This is a genomic window from Nocardia thraciensis, from assembly GCF_054782435.1.
In genome coordinates this window covers 34,022-51,090 of the sequence record NZ_BAAGSM010000019.1, presented here as the reverse complement: position 1 = coordinate 51,090, position 17,069 = coordinate 34,022, and the positions used below count along the sequence as shown (strand labels likewise).

Here is a 17,069-nt window from a genome sequence, read left to right as displayed (position 1 = left end):
CCATGAGTTTCATCGAAACCGACGAGCAGAAGCAGCTGCGGGCCGCGGTGGCCCAGCTCGCCGCCAAATACAGTTTCAGCGACTACGTCTCGGCGAAGGCCCGCGACAACGAGCCGCTGAGCGAACTCTGGGACGAGGCCGGTCGGCTCGGCTTTCTCGGCGTGAACCTGCCCGAGGAGTACGGCGGCGGTGGCGCGGGCATCTACGAGCTGGCGCTGGTGATGGAGGAGTTGGCCGCGCAGGGTGCGGGCCTGCTGTTGATGGTCGTCTCGCCTGCCATCTGCGGCACCATCATCACGAAGTACGGCACCGACGAGCAGAAGCAGTACTGGCTGCCGCGGCTGGCCGACGGCTCGTCGAAGATGGTCTTCGGCATCACCGAGCCCGATGCCGGGTCGAATTCGCACCACATCACCACCACCGCGCGGCGCGACGGCGGCGACTGGATCCTCAACGGCCGCAAGATCTTCATCTCCGGCGTGGACCAGGCCGAGGCCGTGCTCATCGTGTCGCGCACCGAGGACAGCAAGACCGGCAAGCTGAAACCCGCGCTGTTCATCGTCCCGACCGACGCCCCGGGTTTCGAGAAGACCCGGCAGGAGATGGACATCATCGAGCCCGACAGCCAGTTCACGCTGTTCCTCGACGATGTGCGGCTGCCCGCGAACGCGCTGGTCGGGCAGGAGGATGCGGCGTTGGCGCAGCTGTTCGCCGGGCTCAATCCGGAGCGCATCATGGGTGCCGCGATGGCGGTGGGCATGGGCCGCTACGCCATAGACCGGGCGGTCGAGTACGCCAACCAGCGTCAGGTGTGGAAGACGCCGATCGGTGCGCACCAAGGGATTTCGCATCCGCTGGCGCAGGTGAAGATCGAGGTCGAGCTGTCCAAGCTGATGATGCAGAAGGCTGCCGTCCTCTACGACTCGGGTGACGACTTCGGCGCGGCCGAGGCGGCCAATATGGCGAAATACGCCGCGGCCGAGGCCAGTATCAAGGCCCTCGACCAGGCCATCCAGACCCACGGCGGCTCCGGCCTCACCCGCGATGTCGGTCTCGCGGGCATGCTCGCCGCGGCCCGCATCGGCCGCGTGGCACCGGTGAGCCGCGAGATGGTGCTCAACTTCGTCGCCCAGCATTCCCTCGGCCTCCCGAAGTCGTACTGACGCGCGGCAACCGCGGGCTCATGCCCCGCCGGAAAGACGAGTGGGGCGGCGGCCCTGAAGGAGGCTCCATGAGCGAAACACCGGATACCGGAACGCATTACGTGCGCTACGAATTACTGGGCGGATTCGCTGTTCTCACACTGGATTCCCCGCACAACCGCAATGCGCTGTCATCCCGGCTGGTGCGGGAACTGCTGGCGGGACTGGAGCGGGCAGCGGCCGACGAGCAGGCCCGCGGCGTGGTGCTCACCCATACCGGCAACACCTTCTGCGCCGGTGCGGACCTGAAGGAAGCGCTGGACGCCGACCCCGCCGCGGCCGCCGATATCCGCACGGGCTGGATGATCGATGTGTTGCGCCGCATCCTGGCGTTGCCGAAACCCGTTGTCGCGCAGGTGGACGGCAATGTGCGGGCGGGCGGTATGGGCATCCTGGCCGCCTGCGATATCGCGGTGGCGGGACGGGACAGCAGCTTCGCGCTCACCGAGGCGCGAATCGGTTTGGCGCCGTTCATGATCTCGCTCACCCTGCTGCCGCGCATGACCTCCCGGTCGGCCGCGCGCTACTACCAGACCGGGGAGAGGTTCGACGCCGCCGAGGCGGAGCGGATCGGCCTGATCACCCTCGCCGTCGATGATCCGGCGGCGGAGGTGGGCAGGCTGCGGGAGGAACTGCGCAAGGGCTCGCCACAGGGCCTGGCCGAGAGCAAGCGGCTGGTCAACGCGGCCATGCTCGCCGAGTTCGACCGCAGCGCCGCCGAACTGGCGAAGCGGTCCGGCAGTTTCTTCGGAACTTCCGAGGTCGTGGAGGGTATGACGGCCTTCCTTCAGCGTCGGCCGCCGAGCTGGGCAGAATAATCGGTCATGGCGACACCGCACGAACCCAAGCAGGACCGCAGCCGGGCCACCCGGCAGCGGCTGCTCGAGGCGTCCATCGACTGCCTGGCCGAACTGGGCTGGGCGGCGGCCACCGTGGCTGTGGTCGCCGAGCGGGCCGGGGTGTCGCGCGGGGCGGCGCAGCACCACTTCCCGACCCGGGAGGACCTGATCACCGCCGCGCTCGAGTACATGTTCGATACTCGGATGGCCACGGCCAAAGCGGAGGCCCTGGCGCTCGGCGAGGTGGCCGCGGGCGTGGGGCGCACGGAGGCGGTAGTGGCCGGGTTGGTGGAGTCCTACACCAGCCCGCTGTTCAAGGCGGCCCTGCAGGTGTGGACGCACGCCGCCGCCGACCCCGCCCTGCGCGAACGCATCGTCCCGCTGGAGGCCCGCTTCGGGCGCGTCTCGCACCGCATGGCCGTCGAGTCGCTGGGCGTCGACGACTCCGATCCCGTTGCCCACCACCTGGTTCAGGCCACCCTCGACCTGGCCCGCGGGCTGGGCCTCGCCGACGTGCTCACCGACGACTCCGCCCGTCGCAAGGAGATCGTGCAGCAGTGGGCGGCCACCCTGCATTCGGCGCTGCACGCTGCACGCACGACGTGATTTGGTAACCGTCGCGGCGCCCGTTAAGCTGGCCGAGCCTTCCCTTCGGAAGGCACGCCGGTCTCCGATGGGGAGATCGAGTCCTGGCCCCGTCGTCTAGCGGCCTAGGACGCCGCCCTCTCAAGGCGGTAGCGCGGGTTCAAATCCCGTCGGGGCTACTCGGAAGACCCGCCCACTCGGGGTGGGTCTCGATTCGAAAGTCCGCATCACGAATTCGTCGCGTAGCGTACGGTTGGGGTAACGAGACCGTTCAGGTCTTGCAAACAAAGGACCCTCATGTCCGACAAATCTCCGCGCAAGACCATGTCCAAGAAGTCTGGGAAGTCTCTCAAAGAGAAGCGAGCGGAGAAGAAGGCCAAATCGGCCGACCACTCCAACGTCGAGGCGACCTTCGAGATCCGAAAATCTCGATCGCGATAGACCCACTCACATCCGAATCGCTATCCGGTGCACGGGGCAATGTTTCTCGCCGGTACCCGTTGCGATGGGCGGCGGGATACCGGCGAGAGTTGTTGAACCTCAGCGAGGTTCAGTCAAGTCGTAGATCGTGACGCCGTCCACCTCCTGTGACGCGAAATGCTCCTTGACCCACTCGATGATCTGAGCGCTGGTCGAGGTGCCCGATCGTTCCCCGGGAACGCGGTCCCCGCCGATGAAGTAGTGGATCTTGCCCGCGGCCACGTACTCCCGGAACCGCTCCAGCGTCGGCGACGGATCGCTCCCGTTGAACCCGCCGATCGGCATTACCGGCAGCTCTGTGGCGAGCTGATAGCCCGACGCACTGTTGGACCCCACCGTCGCCGCCACCCAGGTGTAGGCGTCACCGTTGTCCTCCAACAAGGCGACCATACGGTCGCTGGGTCGACTGGAACCCAAGAATCCGCCCGGGCCGCCACCACCGCAGTTCGCTTCCGCCCCATCCGGTCCGGCTGAATCGTTCGCCCCCGGTCCAGCAGCGCCCCCGTTCGGGCCTGGCCCGGCTGTGCCGCTCGGTCCGTCAGCGCTTGGAACCGCACAGGATGCACCGAGGCCGCCGATCATGATTCCGGGAGCGCCACCCTGCCGCCCGTCGGCATCAGTTCGTGCAGGTCCGCCGTCTCCGTGTGCGCCGCCCGTGCGACCGTCGTCGCCCGGCATGCCGTGTCCGAACGACATCGGCAGGCGGGGGCCGGCGCTGGGGATCGATCCCTCGTGGCCGGTCGCCAGCGTCTGCACGGTATAGGAGACCGGTCCAGCGAGGGCGATCACGCCCGCGGCGATCGCGGCCGTCAGCGCGGATCGGATCGGCAGCGGCAGCAGGAGTGCCACGGCCGCAACGATTCCGGCGATCAGCACGACCCAGCGCAGCCACGGCACGAAATCGGCGCTGCGAGACAGCAGCATCCAAGCGGTCGCCACGGTCAGCCCCAGTGTCACGGCGGCCGCCGCCCGCGCCCACCAGCGATCACGCTCCCGCCACAACAGGATCGCGCCGATGCCGACGAGCGCCGCGATCGCGGGCGCCAAGGCCACGGTGTAGTACTGGTGGAAAATGCCCTTCATATAGCTGAACACCAGCCCGGTCACCAGCAGCCAGCCGCCCCACAGCACGAGTGCGGCCCGCTGCCCGTCGGTGCGAACTGCCCTGCCGCGCAACAGCAGTCCGACGCCGAGCAGCATCAGCGCGGTCGGGAGCAGCCAGGCGATCTGCCCGCCCTGGGCGGGTTCGAACATCCGGGTGATCCCGGTGCTGCCCCACATGCCGTTACCGCCGGGCGGCAACTCGCCGCCGGGCCCGACGCTGCCGCGCTCGTTGCCGTTCAGTCGCCCCAGCCCGTTGTATCCGAGGGTCAGTTCGAGTATCGAATTATTATGGGAACCACCGAAATACGGCCGCGACTCGGCTGGCCACAGCTGCGCGACGAGCATCCACCACCCCCCGCCGACCACCACACCGGCCCCCGCGGCGAACAGTTGGACGATGCGCTTGCCCAACCGCGGCGGCCCGGCGAACAGGTACGTCGACGCCAGTGCCGGAACCACCAGCAGGACCTGCAACTGCTTGGCCAGGAACCCGAACCCGATGAACAGTCCGCACAGCACGAGCCAGCGCCAGCGGCCGTCCGCGAGCGCTCGGGTCATCGCCCACGCCGCCGCGACCATCGTGAGCACCAGCAGCGCGTCCGGGTTGTCGAACCGGAACATCAGCGCCGCGACCGGAGTCACTGCCAGGACCAGCCCGGCCAGCAGGCCCGCCGCGGCGCCGAAGTCGCGGCGCACCGTCGCCCACAGCAGCGCCACGGTGCCCACGCCCATCAGCACCTGCGGCATCAGCAGGCTCCAGCTCGACAGCCCGAACAGCCGGATGGACAACCCCATCGGCCACAGCGACGCCGGTGTCTTGTCCACGGTGATCGAATTGGCGGCGTCGGAGGATCCGAAGAAGAACGCCTTCCACGACACCGAACCCGCCTGTGCCGCAGCGGTATAGAAGGAATTGGCCCAGCCGCTGGCATTCAGGTTCCACAGGTAGGCCGCCGCGGTCCCGACCAGCAGCACCGCCAGCGCCGCATATTCCCAGCGGCGACGGGCGGACGCCGGAGCGGCGGGCGTGGCGAGCGTCGCCGTCATCGGTTGCCACCCAAATTACCCTGCGGCGCACTGTCGGTCACCGCATCGCGGAACACCCAGCGCAACCCGACGAATCGGCTCAGCGTCGCCACCGCATTGGCCAGGATCAGGACGAGCAGTTCCAACCCCACCGGCGCGTCGGGCGCCCAGCGGTGCAGCGCGAACAGCGAGCCGCTGGTGAGCACCCACGCGAACCCGAAGATCAACAACCCCTGAACATGGTGGGAGACAGCGGCGTTCGATCCCCGCACGCCGAAGGTGAAGGCCCGGTTGGCGGCCGTATTGCCGATAGCCGTGAGCAGCAGCGCGAGGAAGTTCGCCGGTTGCGCACCCGCGAACGGCTGCAGCACGACGTAGAGCAGCAGGTAGGCCAGCGTGGACGCGACACCGATGATCCCGAACCGCACCAGCTGGCCCACCATGCCCAGCGGAACCCCGTCCACCAGCGGCTCCCGGCCGATGGCGGCCCGCAACTCGTTGATCGGCAGCGCGCCCGTGGCCAGGCCGCGCCCGACCCGCCACACCCCGAGCAGGTCCTTGCGCGCCGTGTCGACGATGTCGACGCGGCTGTCCGGATCGTCGATCCAGTCCACCGGCACCTCGTGGATGCGCAGCCCGGCGCGCTCGGCGATCACGAGCAGCTCGGTGTCGAAGAACCATTCCCCGTCCTGCACCAGCGGCAATACCCGCCGGGCCACGGTGGCGCGCATGGCCTTGAATCCGCATTGGGCGTCGGAGAATCGCGCCTGCAGCGAGGCCTTGAGAATGAGATTGTAACTGCGGGAGATGAATTCGCGTTTGGGACCGCGCACCACCCGCGCCGACGTGGCCAGTCGCGTACCGACGGCGAGATCGGAATGCCCGGACACCAGCGGCGCTACCAGAGGCAGCAAGGCATCGAGATCCGTCGACAGGTCCACGTCCATATAGGCGACCACCTGCGCATCGGAGGCCTCCCACACCGCGCGCAGCGCGCGCCCGCGACCCTTGCGGTCCAGGTGCACCACGCGCACGTCCGCGAGTTCGTCCGCCAGCAGGCGCGCCATCCATAGCGTGCCGTCGTCGGATGCGTTGTCGGCGATGGTGATTCGCGTCGAGAACGGGAAACCCGCGCGCAGGAACGCGTGCAGGCGGCGCACGCAGGTCCCGAGGTCGCGCTCCTCGTTGTAGACGGGAATCACCACATCCAGTACCGGCGTCGCCAATGCATCGGCCGGATCCGCCGCCGGAGCGGCCGTAGCTGTGTCGGTCATGACAACGAACTTCGGCCACCAGCCTGCGGCGGTGCTGCGCCCGGGCTGGGAGGTTCCTGTGAGGGCTTGGCAAACCTATCCGGCCTGCGGCGAAGCGGCGGTGAACTCTCGGGTCAGACCTGTTCGCCGAGTTCCAGGATGACGAACGGCATCGGACGTTCGATCTTGGACTGGTAGTCGGCCAAGAGCGGGTTGTTCGCCAGTGCCCATTCGGCGAACTCGTCGTAGTCGGCGCCCTCGAGCACCCGGGCGCGGGCCCGGTAGGTCTTGCTGCCCAGCTCGACGGTGACGTCGGGATTGGCCTTGGCGTTGTGCCACCAAGCGGGATAACGGGTTTCGATGAACGAGCTGACGCACAGCGTCTCGTCCCGGTACATCGCACCGAGCGGGGTCACGTGCTGCTTACCGCTCTTGGCGCCGATCGTGGTGAGCAGCAGCAGGGTGCCGCCCTCGTAGGCGCCGCCGACCTTGCCGTCGTTCGCGCGGAACTCCTCGATGACCGGGCCGTTCCAGTTCACGATGTCCTCGTCTGTCTGCAACTGGTTCCACGGGGCGCGCGGGTCGTCGTAGGAGGTGATTTCGTGCTGCTCTTCGCTCATGAGAGAAGTATGTCCGGCAGTTAGGACAACTACTGTCACCGCTGGAACAGAAATCATTTCGGCCGATGTCACATTTCGGACAGCCGCCACAGTGGCGACACCGGTCCGTGCCCGGCGCCCAGCGGGTAGGCGGCCTTCAGGCAGCGGGTGGTCCACTCCTTGGCGAACGCGATGGCCTCGGGCACCTCGTAGCCGTGCGCGAGCGCGCAGGCCGTCGCCGCGGCCAGCGTGTCACCGCCGCCGTGGTCGTCACCGGTATCGATGCGCGGTGCGGACAACTCGTGGAACTTCTCGCCGTCGAACAGCAGGTCGGTGCTGAAATCGGAGGAGCGCAGATGACCGCCCTTCACGATCGCCCAATTCGGCCCCAGCTTGTGCAGGGCCTCGGCCGCCTGGCGGGCACTGCGGTCGTCGGTGACGTGCACGCCGGTCAGCAGCCGGACCTCGTCGAGATTGGGGGTGACGACCGTGGCCAGCGGAATCAGCGCCTCCCGCAAGGCGTCCAGGGCCTCGGCGTGCAGCAGCGGATCTCCGTGCATGGACGCCGCCACCGGATCCACCACCAGCGGGATCGAGCCGCCGCGCCCGATGCCCACCTCCCGGCACACATCCGCCACCGCCTCGATGATCGAGGTGGAGGCAAGCATCCCGGTCTTGGCCGCGCCGACCCCGATATCGGCGACGACCACGCGCACCTGATCGGCGACGGTCTGCGGCGGGATCTCGTGAAAACCGCTGACGCCCACCGAGTTCTGCACGGTCACCGCCGCCACCGCGACGCAGGCGTGCACGCCGAGCATGGCCATGGTGCGGGAGTCGGCCTGGATGCCCGCGCCGCCGCCGGAATCGGTCCCGGCGATGGTGAGCGCGCGCACCGGCGTGCGGCCGTCGGGTGTCAGAGGCAGCAGTTTCACGCCATAGACACTACGACCTCCCGGCCCGCGCCGGCATCGGTTCGATATCTTGAACAGAACGGATCATTCCGTTTCAAGTGCTAGGCTGAGGTCATGCCGAAGACAGCCGACACCCCGGCCCGCAAGCCCTTGCCCGGCCGAAAAGCCCAGGCCGCACGCAATGACGGGATTATTCTGGAGGCCGCCCGCGCGGTGTTCCTCGCCGACTCGAGCGCGCCGATCTCGGCCGTCGCCGAACGGGCCGGCGTGGGGATCAGCGCGCTCTACCGCCGCTACCCGAGCAAGGAAGACCTGCTGCGCACCCTCTGCTACGACGGGCTGCGCCGCTACAACGACGAGGCGGAGGCGGCGCTCGAACTCGACGACGGCTGGCAGGTCCTGGTCGATTTCCTGCGGAGGGTGGTGGATGCCGATGTGCACTCGCTGACCGTGCGGCTGGCCGGGACCTTCACCCCGGACGAGTCGATCCTGCCGGAGGTGCGGCGGGCCGGGGTGCTGAACGAGGAGATCGTCCGCCGCGCCCACGCCTCGGGTCGGCTGCGGCCCGGGGCGACCGTGCAGGACCTCGGGCTCATTCTCGAGGCATGCGCGGCGATCGTGCTGCCCGATGCCGAGCGCACGGCACAACTGCGCCGCCGCGTGCTGGCGCTGTTGATCGACGGGCTGGCCGCGAAGGGCGATCTTCCGGGCCCGCCACCCGCACCGAACGAATTCGCCGAGCGATGGCGCCCGCGCGGATGAGCGAGCGGCCGCGCCGTCGATGAATTCCGCCGGGGCACACCGTCTTCAGGGCCTGCAACTCGTCGTTCCCGATCTGCCCAAGGCGCGAGCCCGCACCTGAGCGCACTCCCCCCGCATGACGGAAGTCGGTCTGTACCAGGGTATTTCGGCTCGGCGAAACTAGGAGACGATCGGCAGATAGACCGACTTGCCCGTCTGGGTGAATTCGTCGGACTTCTCGGCCATTCCGGCCTCGATCGCCTCGACATCGGTCAGCCCGTGCTTCTCCGCGTATTCGCGCACGTCGGCCGAGATGCGCATCGAGCAGAACTTCGGCCCGCACATCGAGCAGAAGTGCGCGGTCTTGGCCGGTTCGGCGGGCAGCGTCTCGTCGTGGAACTCGCGGGCGGTGTCCGGGTCCAGCGACAGGTTGAACTGGTCGAGCCAGCGGAATTCGAAGCGCGCCTTGGACAATTCGTCGTCGCGCTCTTGCGCGCGGGGATGGCCCTTGGCGAGGTCGGCGGAGTGCGCGGCGATCTTGTAGGTGATCACGCCGGTCTTCACGTCGTCGCGGTTGGGCAGGCCCAGGTGCTCCTTAGGCGTGACGTAGCACAGCATGGCCGTCCCCGCCTGGGCGATGATCGCCGCCCCGATCGCCGAGGTGATGTGGTCGTAGGCCGGGGCGATATCGGTGGCGAGCGGGCCGAGGGTGTAGAACGGCGCCTCCTCGCACAGCTCCTCCTCGAGCCGCACGTTCTCGGCGATCTTGTGCATCGGCACGTGGCCCGGGCCCTCGATCATCACCTGCACGCCATGGGATTTCGCGATCTTCGTCAGCTCGCCGAGGGTGCGCAGCTCGGCGAACTGGGCTTCGTCGTTGGCGTCGGCGATCGAGCCCGGCCGCAGGCCGTCGCCGAGGGAGAAAGTGATGTCGTATTCGGCCAGAATCTCGCACAGCTCAGCGAAATTCGTGTACAGGAACGACTCGGTGTGATGCGCCAGGCACCACGCGGCCATGATCGACCCGCCGCGCGAGACGATGCCGGTGACGCGCTTGGCGGTCAGCGGCACGTAGCGCAGCAGCACGCCCGCGTGCACGGTCATGTAGTCCACGCCCTGCTCGGCCTGCTCGATCACGGTGTCGCGGTAGATCTCCCAGGTGAGCTGGGTCGGATCGCCATTCACCTGCTCCAGCGCCTGATAGATCGGCACGGTGCCCACCGGCACCGGCGAGTTGCGCAGGATCCACTCGCGGGTCTCGTGGATGTTCTTGCCGGTGGACAGGTCCATGATGGTGTCGGCGCCCCACCGGGTGGCCCACACCATCTTCTCCACCTCCTCCGCGATCGACGAGGACACCGCCGAATTGCCGATATTGGCGTTGATCTTCACCGCGAACTTCCTGCCGATGATCATCGGCTCGGATTCGGGGTGGTTGTGGTTGGCGGGGATCACTGCCCGGCCGGAGGCCACCTCGTCGCGCACCAACTCGGGCGAAACCCCTTCGCGCGCAGCGATATACCGCATTTCCGTGGTGATGATGCCCTGCCGCGCCCAGGCCAGCTGGGTGCGCGGGCCATCGGTGGTCGGCTTGGTCCAGGCGTCGCGCAGCTTCGGCAGACCGGCCTCGACATCGATCGTGGCGGCGTCGTCGGTGTACGGGCCCGAGGTGTCGTAGACGTCGAAGTGCTCACCGTTGGTGAGGTTGATCCGGCGCACCGGAATGCGCAGCGCCGTACCGTCGCCGTCGACCGGCAGATAATGCTTCACGCTGCCCTGAATCGGGCCCGTCGTGACCGTATCGACAGTGGTCGCGGCATGTTTCGATGACATGGATGAATCCTCCCTACGCCGGCATTACCCGGTCAGGTTCGAACGGTCGACGGCCCTGATCCGCCCGATTGGGCTAGCCGTCCTCTCAGCCCGCTGGTGCGAGCCCCCGTAGGCATGTGCAGTTGTCCTCGGCCGAGGGTACATGGGTCCCACGGCCCATGTCAGCGGACCGCACGGATGACGCGGACCGGCGGAGCCCACCACTGCCGATAGGCCGCCAGGTTCGTTCGACAGGACTTGTGCATGAATCAGAACGACCCAGCTCCGAACGCGACAAGGACTTCTCGGTCGCGGTCACGATGCTGTCGTCGGCGCAGCCGGACGGCATCTTCTACGCGGTAGCGGTCTCGGTGGCCCTCGTAACGGTGTCAGGGGGCGTATCAGGCGGGCATCAGGGCGGTGTCAGGCGGGCGGGCGAATGTAGTCACGTCAACACCGACACCCGCGAACACCGCGAAATATCAAGGAGCACACCATGTCTGTCACCCTCACCGCCCAGGACAAGGCCACCATCCGGACCGCCGCCTACGGTGCGGTATCGCTGCTGGCCTCCGCCGGTAGCAAGCCGCACAAGATCGCCACCAAGGGCTCGGTCGCGCTGTGGTCGTCGACCGGCGTTGTCGGACACGTGCTGGCCGCGAAGTCGAAGGACATCGAGCTGAACGGCAAGTCCGTGGCGGAGCTCGCCGATCATGTGCTGCCCGCCCTGACGGCGGCGGTGAGCCTGCTCGAGCGGCAGGATCCGGCGGAGGCCGCCAACTTCCGCAGCACCATCGCCGTCGCCATCGAGGCGGCCCAGGTGGAGCTGGCCCAGCCCAGCCCCACCATGGCCGAGATGACCCGCAAGATCACCGGAGCGCTCGCCGCCGCGTGATGCGATACCCGAGTCGCGCCGCCACGGTGCCACGGGGTCTCGAACGGGACCCCGTGGCACGGCGTGGCAATCCTGGCTTCCGACAGCGACTTCCGGGTCACGCGCAGCAGGTACCGCCGCCGGGTCAGGAGACCCGCGCGGGCAGGATGAGCCCGCTGACCTCGCCCAGCCCGATTCGCGATCCGCCCGGGCCCGGGGCCGTGGCGGTGATCTCCACCAGGTCCCCGTCCACGAGGAACGTTCGCGTGGTACCGCCGACATCGATGACTTCGCTTCCGCCCCAGGACAATTCCATGAACGAGCCGAGCTGATCGCGCTCCGGGCCGGAGATGGTGCCGGAGGCGAACAGGTCGCCGGGGCGGACAGAGGCGCCGTTGGCGGTCAGGTGTGCGAGCATCTGCGCGGGGGACCAGTACATTCGGCCGTAGGGCGGGTGCGAGACCACCTTGCCGTTCCAGCGCACCGCCAATGTCAAGTCCAGGCTCCAGGGTTCGCGCTCGCGCAAGTACGGCAGCGGTTCGGGTCGCTGTGGCGGCAGCGGGATCCGGGCGGCGTCCAGCGCGGCCATCGGCGTGATCCACGCGGCCATCGAGGTGGCGAAGGACTTGCCGAGGAACGGCCCGAGCGGCTGGTACTCCCAGGCCTGGATGTCGCGGGCGGACCAGTCGTTGACCAGGGCGACGCCGAAGATGCGGTCGGCGCACTCGTCGATCGGAATCGGCCCGCCCGGGCGCGACCCGCGCCCGACCACGAAGCCCAGTTCGGCCTCGATGTCCAGCCGTTGTGAAGGGCCGAAATCTGGTGCGCCGGAACGGGTTGGGCGCTGGCCACAGGGTCGGGTGATATCGGTGCCCGACACCACCACCGTGCCCGCGCGTCCGTGGTAGCCGACGGGTAGGTGCCGCCAATTCGGCAGCAGCGGTTCACCATTCGGGCGCAGCAGGCGTCCGAGATTCGTGGCGTGGTCGATGCTGGCATAGAAGTCGACGTAGTCGCCGATCTGTACCGGCAGCCGCAGCCGAACCGACGACAAGGGGTGTACGGCGGCGTCGGGAACCGCGTCGGTGACCAGCCGCTGTATTCGCTCGCGCACCTCGCGCCACCGGTCCGGGCCCTGTGCGAGAAAGGCATTCAGGTCCGGCCGCGCGAAGACCGAATCCTCCAGCAGCACAGCGAGATCCAGGACCGAATCGCCGAGTCGCACGCCGACCCGGAAGGTGCCCTCGCCCGGATCGAATACGCCGTAGGGCAGGTTCTCCGGCCCGAACAGCGAACCTGCGGGCACTTCGACGCGGACGCTCATGCGCGCTCCGCATCCGGCCCGCGCCCGGACCAGGTCCACGCGTAGTTCGGATCTTCGCAGGCCAGCGCGCCCTCGCCGAGACCCAGGGGGCGGAAGGTGTCGACCATGACGGCGAGTTCGTCGAAGAACTCCACGCCGATGCTGCGCTCGTAGGCGCCCGGCTGCGGGCCGTGGGCGTACCCGCCCGGATGCACCGAGACCGAACCCTGTCCGATCCCGGACCCGCGGCGGGCCTCGTAGTTGCCGCCGCAGTAGAACATGATCTCGTCGGAGTCGACGTTGGAGTGGTAGTAGGGCACCGGGATAGACAGAGGGTGGTAGTCCACCTTGCGCGGCACGAAGTTGCACACCACGAAGTTGGCGCCCTCGAACGCCTGGTGCACGGGCGGCGGCTGGTGCACCCGCCCGGTGATCGGTTCGAAGTTCTCGATATTGAAGGTGTACGGGTACAGGCAGCCGTCCCAGCCCACCACATCGAACGGGTGGGTCGCGTACACCATTCGGGTACCGACGATTTCGGGCCCGGGCCGGTGCTTGACCAGGACCTCCACCTCGGTGCCCGACTCCTGCCGGAGTTCGGTGGGGCCGTGCAGATCCCGCTCGCAGTACGGCGAATTCTCCAGGAACTGACCGTATTTCGACAGGTAGCGCCGCGGCGGCGCGATATGTCCGGTGGCTTCGATGACGTAGGCGCGCAACGGGTCCTGCCCGCCGGGCCGCCAGCGATGCGTGGTCGCTCGTGGCAGCAGCACCTGATCGCCCTGCCGAACCGGCAGCGACCCGAACACCGTATCCACCGTGCCCGAGCCGGACTCCACGTACACCAGCTCGTCGCCGATCGCGTTGCGGTACAGCGGGGATTCCCGCCGCGCGACCACGTAGGAGATGCGCACGTCGTCGTTGCCGAGCACCAGCCGCCGTCCGGTCACCACATCGGTGGTGGTCGGGGTGTCGCCGGGGAACAGGTCGTGCAGCCGCAGATGGCGGTGGCGCAGGGGGTGATTGGGCACCGTGTGCTGGTTCGGTGGTGTCCACACCGTGGCGTCGACGAGCGAGGGTGGCAGCCCCCGGTGATACAGCAGTGAGGAGTCGCTCGAGAAGCCCTCCTCGCCCATCAGCTCCTCGTAGTAGAGCCCACCGCTCTGATCGCGATGCTGGGTGTGCCGCTTGGGCGGCACCGAACCCACCTGCCGATAGAACGCCATGACCGGCCCCTCGCCAGATTGCTGGTCGGATAGTTCGTGTTTACCCATCCTAGCTATCCGAATTGACCACCGGACGGGCTTTCGCCCGATGCACCTGACTAATCCCGGCGAAAAGCATGCCGGGAATGAGAGGCGGGCATGCCGCGGAGTGAGGTGGGCGTGCTGCGGATGAAGTGGGCGTGCTGGAGAGTGAGGTGGGCGTGCTGGGGTGTGGGCCGCGTACTGGGCTGGGGGAGTTGGGGAGTGCTCAGGCGTTGCGGAGGGCGCGGTAGACCGCTGCGCCGATGAAGGCGCCGAGGTCGTCGGGGGTCCAGGCGCCGTCACCGGCCAGCAATGTGTGTACCGCGCCCTCGCCCGCGGAGACCCACAGTTCGACGAGGGCCGGGAGTTTGCGCTCGGCGTCGACGGTGTCCCAGGCGCGCAGGGTGGGGCGCAGGCGGCGGGTGCAGCGCTCCACGGCGAGCTTGCGACCCCGGCCGAAGGAATCGGCGACCGCGGGATCCGGGTTGCCGTACAGCAACTTCCAGGTGTCGGGGCGGGCGGCCACGGTCTCCAGCAGCGCCCGGAAGCCCTCGACGAAGACCTCCTCGTCGGCCTCGACGCGACGCCGCGGCAGCGCGCCCATGATGCCGCCGAGGAGGTAGGCCTCCTCGCGCCGGAGCAGCGCATCGATGAGTTCGACGCGGTCGGCGTAGCAGGCGTAGACGACCGGACGCGTGACGTTCAGGCGTTCGGCGACAGCGGCCACGGTGATGGCGGCGATGCCGTCCTCCACGGCGATCCGCAGCGCGGTGTCGAGCACCTGCGGCCGACGGCGTTCGGGCCCGAGGTGTTGCGCACGCTGCCGCGGCCGCACCGCCGAATCCGAACCCATGCGCACCAAGATATCAGCGGGAACACGGGCGACACCGAGTTCGGTGCGGGGTGGTGTCGGCCACTATCGGCGGCAATACTCGCGATAATCGAGCATATTGCTGGCAAATCATGGAACAGTATGAGGCAGTGGACGAACCGCTTTCGGGTGCGAAGCGTTTGCCCTGCTGTATCGAATTTGTACGAGGTACAAAGAATTAACCTGTCGTCCCTGAGCCTACGGTTGCGTAACCGGACGGCCGTACGGCAACCTCCAGGGACAACATCAACCCAGTCGAGGAGGCCGGTCCGTGTCGCACTACAAGGCGAACGTTCGGGATATCGAGTTCAACTTGTTCGAGGTGCTTGGAATCGGGGAGCTGCTGGACGGCGGCGCCTACGGCGATCTGGATACGGAGACCGCGCGCGGAATCCTGGCCGAGGTGCTGCGGCTGGCGGAGGGGCCGGTCGCCGAGTCGTTCGTCGACGCCGATCGCAACCCGGTGCAGTTCGACGCGGCCAACCACTCCATCATCGTGCCGGACTCGTTGCGCAAGACCGTCGCCGCGGTGAACGAGGCGGGCTGGTCGGCCCTGGGCATGCCGGAGGCGATGGGCGGCGTGAACGCGCCGTCGCCGCTGGTATGGGCGACGCAGGAAATGCTTGTCGCGGCGCATAATTCGGCGAGCTTCTTCAATATGGGCCCGCTCATGCACACCGTGCTGTTCAACGAGGGCACCGAGGAGCAGCGGCGCTGGGCCCAGCACGCGTGGGAAAACCGCTGGGGTGGAACGATGGTGCTCACCGAGCCGGACGCCGGGTCCGATGTCGGCATGGGCCGCACCAAGGCCGTGCGGCAGCCCGACGGCACCTGGCACATCGAGGGCGTCAAGCGCTTCATCTCCGGCGGCGACGTGGGCGACACCGCCGACAACATCATCCACCTGACCCTGGCGCGGCCGGAGGGCGCGGGCCCGGGCACCAAGGGGTTGTCGCTGTTCGCCGTGCCGAAGTTCCTGTTCGACACGCAGACAATGGAACTCGGCGAGCGCAACGGCGTGAACGTCACCAACCTCGAGCACAAGATGGGCATCAAGTCCTCGCCCACCTGCGAGCTGACCTACGGCGACGGCAAGCCCGCCGTGGGCTATCTGGTCGGCGAGGTGCACAACGGCATCGCCCAGATGTTCAAGGTGATCGAGAACGCCCGCATGATGGTGGGCGTGCTGTCGGCGGGCACGCTGTCGAGCGGATACCTGAATGCGCTGGAGTACGCCAAGACTCGCGTGCAGGGCGCGGACATGACGCAGATGACCGACAAGGCCGCGCCGCGCGTCACGATTACCCACCACCCGGACATCCGGCGCAGCCTGGCTCTGCAGAAGGCGTACTCGGAGGGCCTGCGGGCGCTCTACCTGTACTGCTCGGCCTACCAGAACGACGATGTGGCGGAGGCGAATTTCGGTGTCGATCCCGAGACGGCGGCGAAGGTCAACGATCTGCTGCTGCCGATCGTCAAGGGCTGCGGTTCCGAGCGGGCCTACGAGACCCTGACCGAGTCGCTGCAGACCTTCGGCGGCTCCGGCTATCTGCAGGACTACCCCGTCGAGCAGTACATCCGCGACGTCAAGATCGACTCGCTGTACGAGGGCACCACGGCGATCCAGGCGCAGGACTTCTTCTTCCGCAAGATCATTCGCGACAAGGGAGTGGCGCTGGCGCACGTCGCCGGGCTGATTCAGAAGTTCGTCGAGACGGACGAGTCCCGGCTGAAGCGGGAGCAGGAACTGCTCGGCGCCGCGCTCGCCGATGTGCAGGCGATGGCGGCCACGCTCACCAACTATCTGATGGCGTCGCAGCAGAATCCGGAGGAGATCTACAAGGTCGGCCTCGGCTCGGTCCGATTCCTCTATGCCGTGGGCGATCTGGTGATCTCGTGGCGGCTGCTGGAGCAGGCCAAGGTGGCGCTGGCGGCGCTGGACGGGCAGCCCTCGGAGAAGGACCGCCTGTTCTACACCGGAAAGGTCGGCGTCGCTTCGTGGTTCGCGAAGAACAAGCTCCCGCTGCTGAGCGGGGTGCGTTCGGTCGTGGAGAACCTCGACAACGACATCATGCACCTGGACGAAGCGGCGTTCTGAGGGGTCCCGGCCAAAAGCACGCCGGGAAATGAAGTTAGGGCCGCGTGCCGGGATGACGGAGTGGCGGGTGCCGGGATGGCGGTCCCCCGTCATTTCCGGCATGTTTTGGCCGGAATCCACT

15 protein-coding genes, 1 tRNA gene and 1 riboswitch are annotated in these 17,069 nt (G+C 67.8%); of the genes, 8 read left to right on the top strand and 8 right to left on the bottom strand.

All coding sequences use genetic code 11. The annotated features are described in order from the left end of the window. Positions 1-2 precede the first annotated feature (2 nt). The 5 genes from ACYVLQ_RS12045 (at position 3) to ACYVLQ_RS12025 (ending at position 3,067) form a co-directional block, all read left to right on the top strand. A complete protein-coding gene (locus ACYVLQ_RS12045) occupies positions 3-1,163 on the top strand; it encodes an acyl-CoA dehydrogenase family protein (protein ID WP_460697509.1) in 1,161 nt (386 codons plus the stop codon). A 68-nt stretch (positions 1,164-1,231) separates the two neighbouring features. Continuing rightward, entirely contained in the window at positions 1,232-2,020 is a 789-nt protein-coding gene (locus ACYVLQ_RS12040; protein WP_460697508.1) for an enoyl-CoA hydratase family protein, read from the top strand. Positions 2,021-2,026: 6 nt separating this feature from the next. After that, positions 2,027-2,647 carry a TetR/AcrR family transcriptional regulator gene (locus tag ACYVLQ_RS12035; RefSeq protein ID WP_460697507.1) on the top strand — a complete coding sequence of 207 codons (621 nt, stop codon included), beginning with the start codon at positions 2,027-2,029 and terminating at the stop codon, positions 2,645-2,647. A gap of 85 nt (positions 2,648-2,732) precedes the next feature. Further along, positions 2,733-2,805, top strand: a tRNA-Glu gene (locus ACYVLQ_RS12030). Positions 2,806-2,923: 118 nt separating this feature from the next. Next, positions 2,924-3,067, top strand: a complete 144-nt coding sequence (locus ACYVLQ_RS12025) for a hypothetical protein (protein WP_169814373.1) — start codon at positions 2,924-2,926, stop codon at positions 3,065-3,067. 99 nt (positions 3,068-3,166) lie between these two features. Here the strand turns inward: ACYVLQ_RS12025 and ACYVLQ_RS12020 are convergent, their stop codons facing one another. The 4 genes from ACYVLQ_RS12020 to thiD all read right to left on the bottom strand — a co-directional run bounded on the left by ACYVLQ_RS12020 (position 3,167) and on the right by thiD (position 8,023). Then, positions 3,167-5,257, bottom strand: a complete 2,091-nt coding sequence (locus ACYVLQ_RS12020) for a glycosyltransferase family 39 protein (RefSeq protein WP_460697506.1) — start codon at positions 5,255-5,257, stop codon at positions 3,167-3,169. Further along, the gene (locus ACYVLQ_RS12015) at positions 5,254-6,510 is read right to left on the bottom strand and encodes a bifunctional glycosyltransferase family 2/GtrA family protein (protein WP_460697505.1); all 1,257 of its coding nucleotides are present in this window, start codon (positions 6,508-6,510) and stop codon (positions 5,254-5,256) included. The genes ACYVLQ_RS12020 and ACYVLQ_RS12015 overlap by 4 nt, the downstream gene beginning before the upstream one ends. Positions 6,511-6,623: 113 nt before the next feature. Beyond that, positions 6,624-7,109: a nitroreductase/quinone reductase family protein gene (locus tag ACYVLQ_RS12010; RefSeq protein ID WP_460697504.1), complete on the bottom strand. Its 486-nt coding sequence runs from the start codon at positions 7,107-7,109 to the stop codon at positions 6,624-6,626. 68 nt (positions 7,110-7,177) lie between these two features. Beyond that, positions 7,178-8,023, bottom strand: a complete 846-nt coding sequence (gene thiD, locus ACYVLQ_RS12005; protein WP_460697503.1) for a bifunctional hydroxymethylpyrimidine kinase/phosphomethylpyrimidine kinase — start codon at positions 8,021-8,023, stop codon at positions 7,178-7,180. A gap of 93 nt (positions 8,024-8,116) precedes the next feature. Here thiD and ACYVLQ_RS12000 point away from each other — a divergent pair, with 93 nt between their 5' ends. After that, positions 8,117-8,764, top strand: coding sequence for a TetR/AcrR family transcriptional regulator (locus ACYVLQ_RS12000; protein WP_460697502.1), 648 nt, complete (start codon positions 8,117-8,119; stop codon positions 8,762-8,764). A 159-nt stretch (positions 8,765-8,923) separates the two neighbouring features. Here the strand turns inward: ACYVLQ_RS12000 and thiC are convergent, their stop codons facing one another. Continuing rightward, entirely contained in the window at positions 8,924-10,576 is a 1,653-nt protein-coding gene (thiC, locus tag ACYVLQ_RS11995; protein WP_460697501.1) for a phosphomethylpyrimidine synthase ThiC, read from the bottom strand. Then, positions 10,570-10,696: riboswitch (TPP riboswitch) on the bottom strand. Its footprint overlaps the gene before it by 7 nt. A 355-nt stretch (positions 10,697-11,051) precedes the next feature. Between thiC and ACYVLQ_RS11990 the strand changes: the two genes are divergently transcribed. Next, a complete protein-coding gene (locus ACYVLQ_RS11990; protein ID WP_460697500.1) occupies positions 11,052-11,450 on the top strand; it encodes a hypothetical protein in 399 nt (132 codons plus the stop codon). Positions 11,451-11,574: 124 nt separating this feature from the next. Here ACYVLQ_RS11990 and fahA read toward each other — a convergent pair whose 3' ends face one another. The 3 genes from fahA to ACYVLQ_RS11975 all read right to left on the bottom strand — a co-directional run bounded on the left by fahA (position 11,575) and on the right by ACYVLQ_RS11975 (position 14,832). Beyond that, positions 11,575-12,753 carry a fumarylacetoacetase gene (fahA, locus tag ACYVLQ_RS11985; protein WP_460697499.1) on the bottom strand — a complete coding sequence of 393 codons (1,179 nt, stop codon included), beginning with the start codon at positions 12,751-12,753 and terminating at the stop codon, positions 11,575-11,577. Continuing rightward, positions 12,750-13,958 carry a homogentisate 1,2-dioxygenase gene (locus ACYVLQ_RS11980; RefSeq protein WP_460697498.1) on the bottom strand — a complete coding sequence of 403 codons (1,209 nt, stop codon included), beginning with the start codon at positions 13,956-13,958 and terminating at the stop codon, positions 12,750-12,752. The genes fahA and ACYVLQ_RS11980 overlap by 4 nt, the downstream gene beginning before the upstream one ends. A 247-nt stretch (positions 13,959-14,205) precedes the next feature. Beyond that, complete coding sequence (locus ACYVLQ_RS11975; RefSeq protein WP_460697497.1) at positions 14,206-14,832, bottom strand: TetR/AcrR family transcriptional regulator; 627 nt, start codon at positions 14,830-14,832, stop codon at positions 14,206-14,208. 289 nt (positions 14,833-15,121) lie between these two features. On the opposite strand from ACYVLQ_RS11975, the gene ACYVLQ_RS11970 reads away from it, so the two are divergent. Beyond that, entirely contained in the window at positions 15,122-16,948 is a 1,827-nt protein-coding gene (locus ACYVLQ_RS11970; protein ID WP_460697496.1) for an acyl-CoA dehydrogenase, read from the top strand. Positions 16,949-17,069 lie beyond the last annotated feature (121 nt).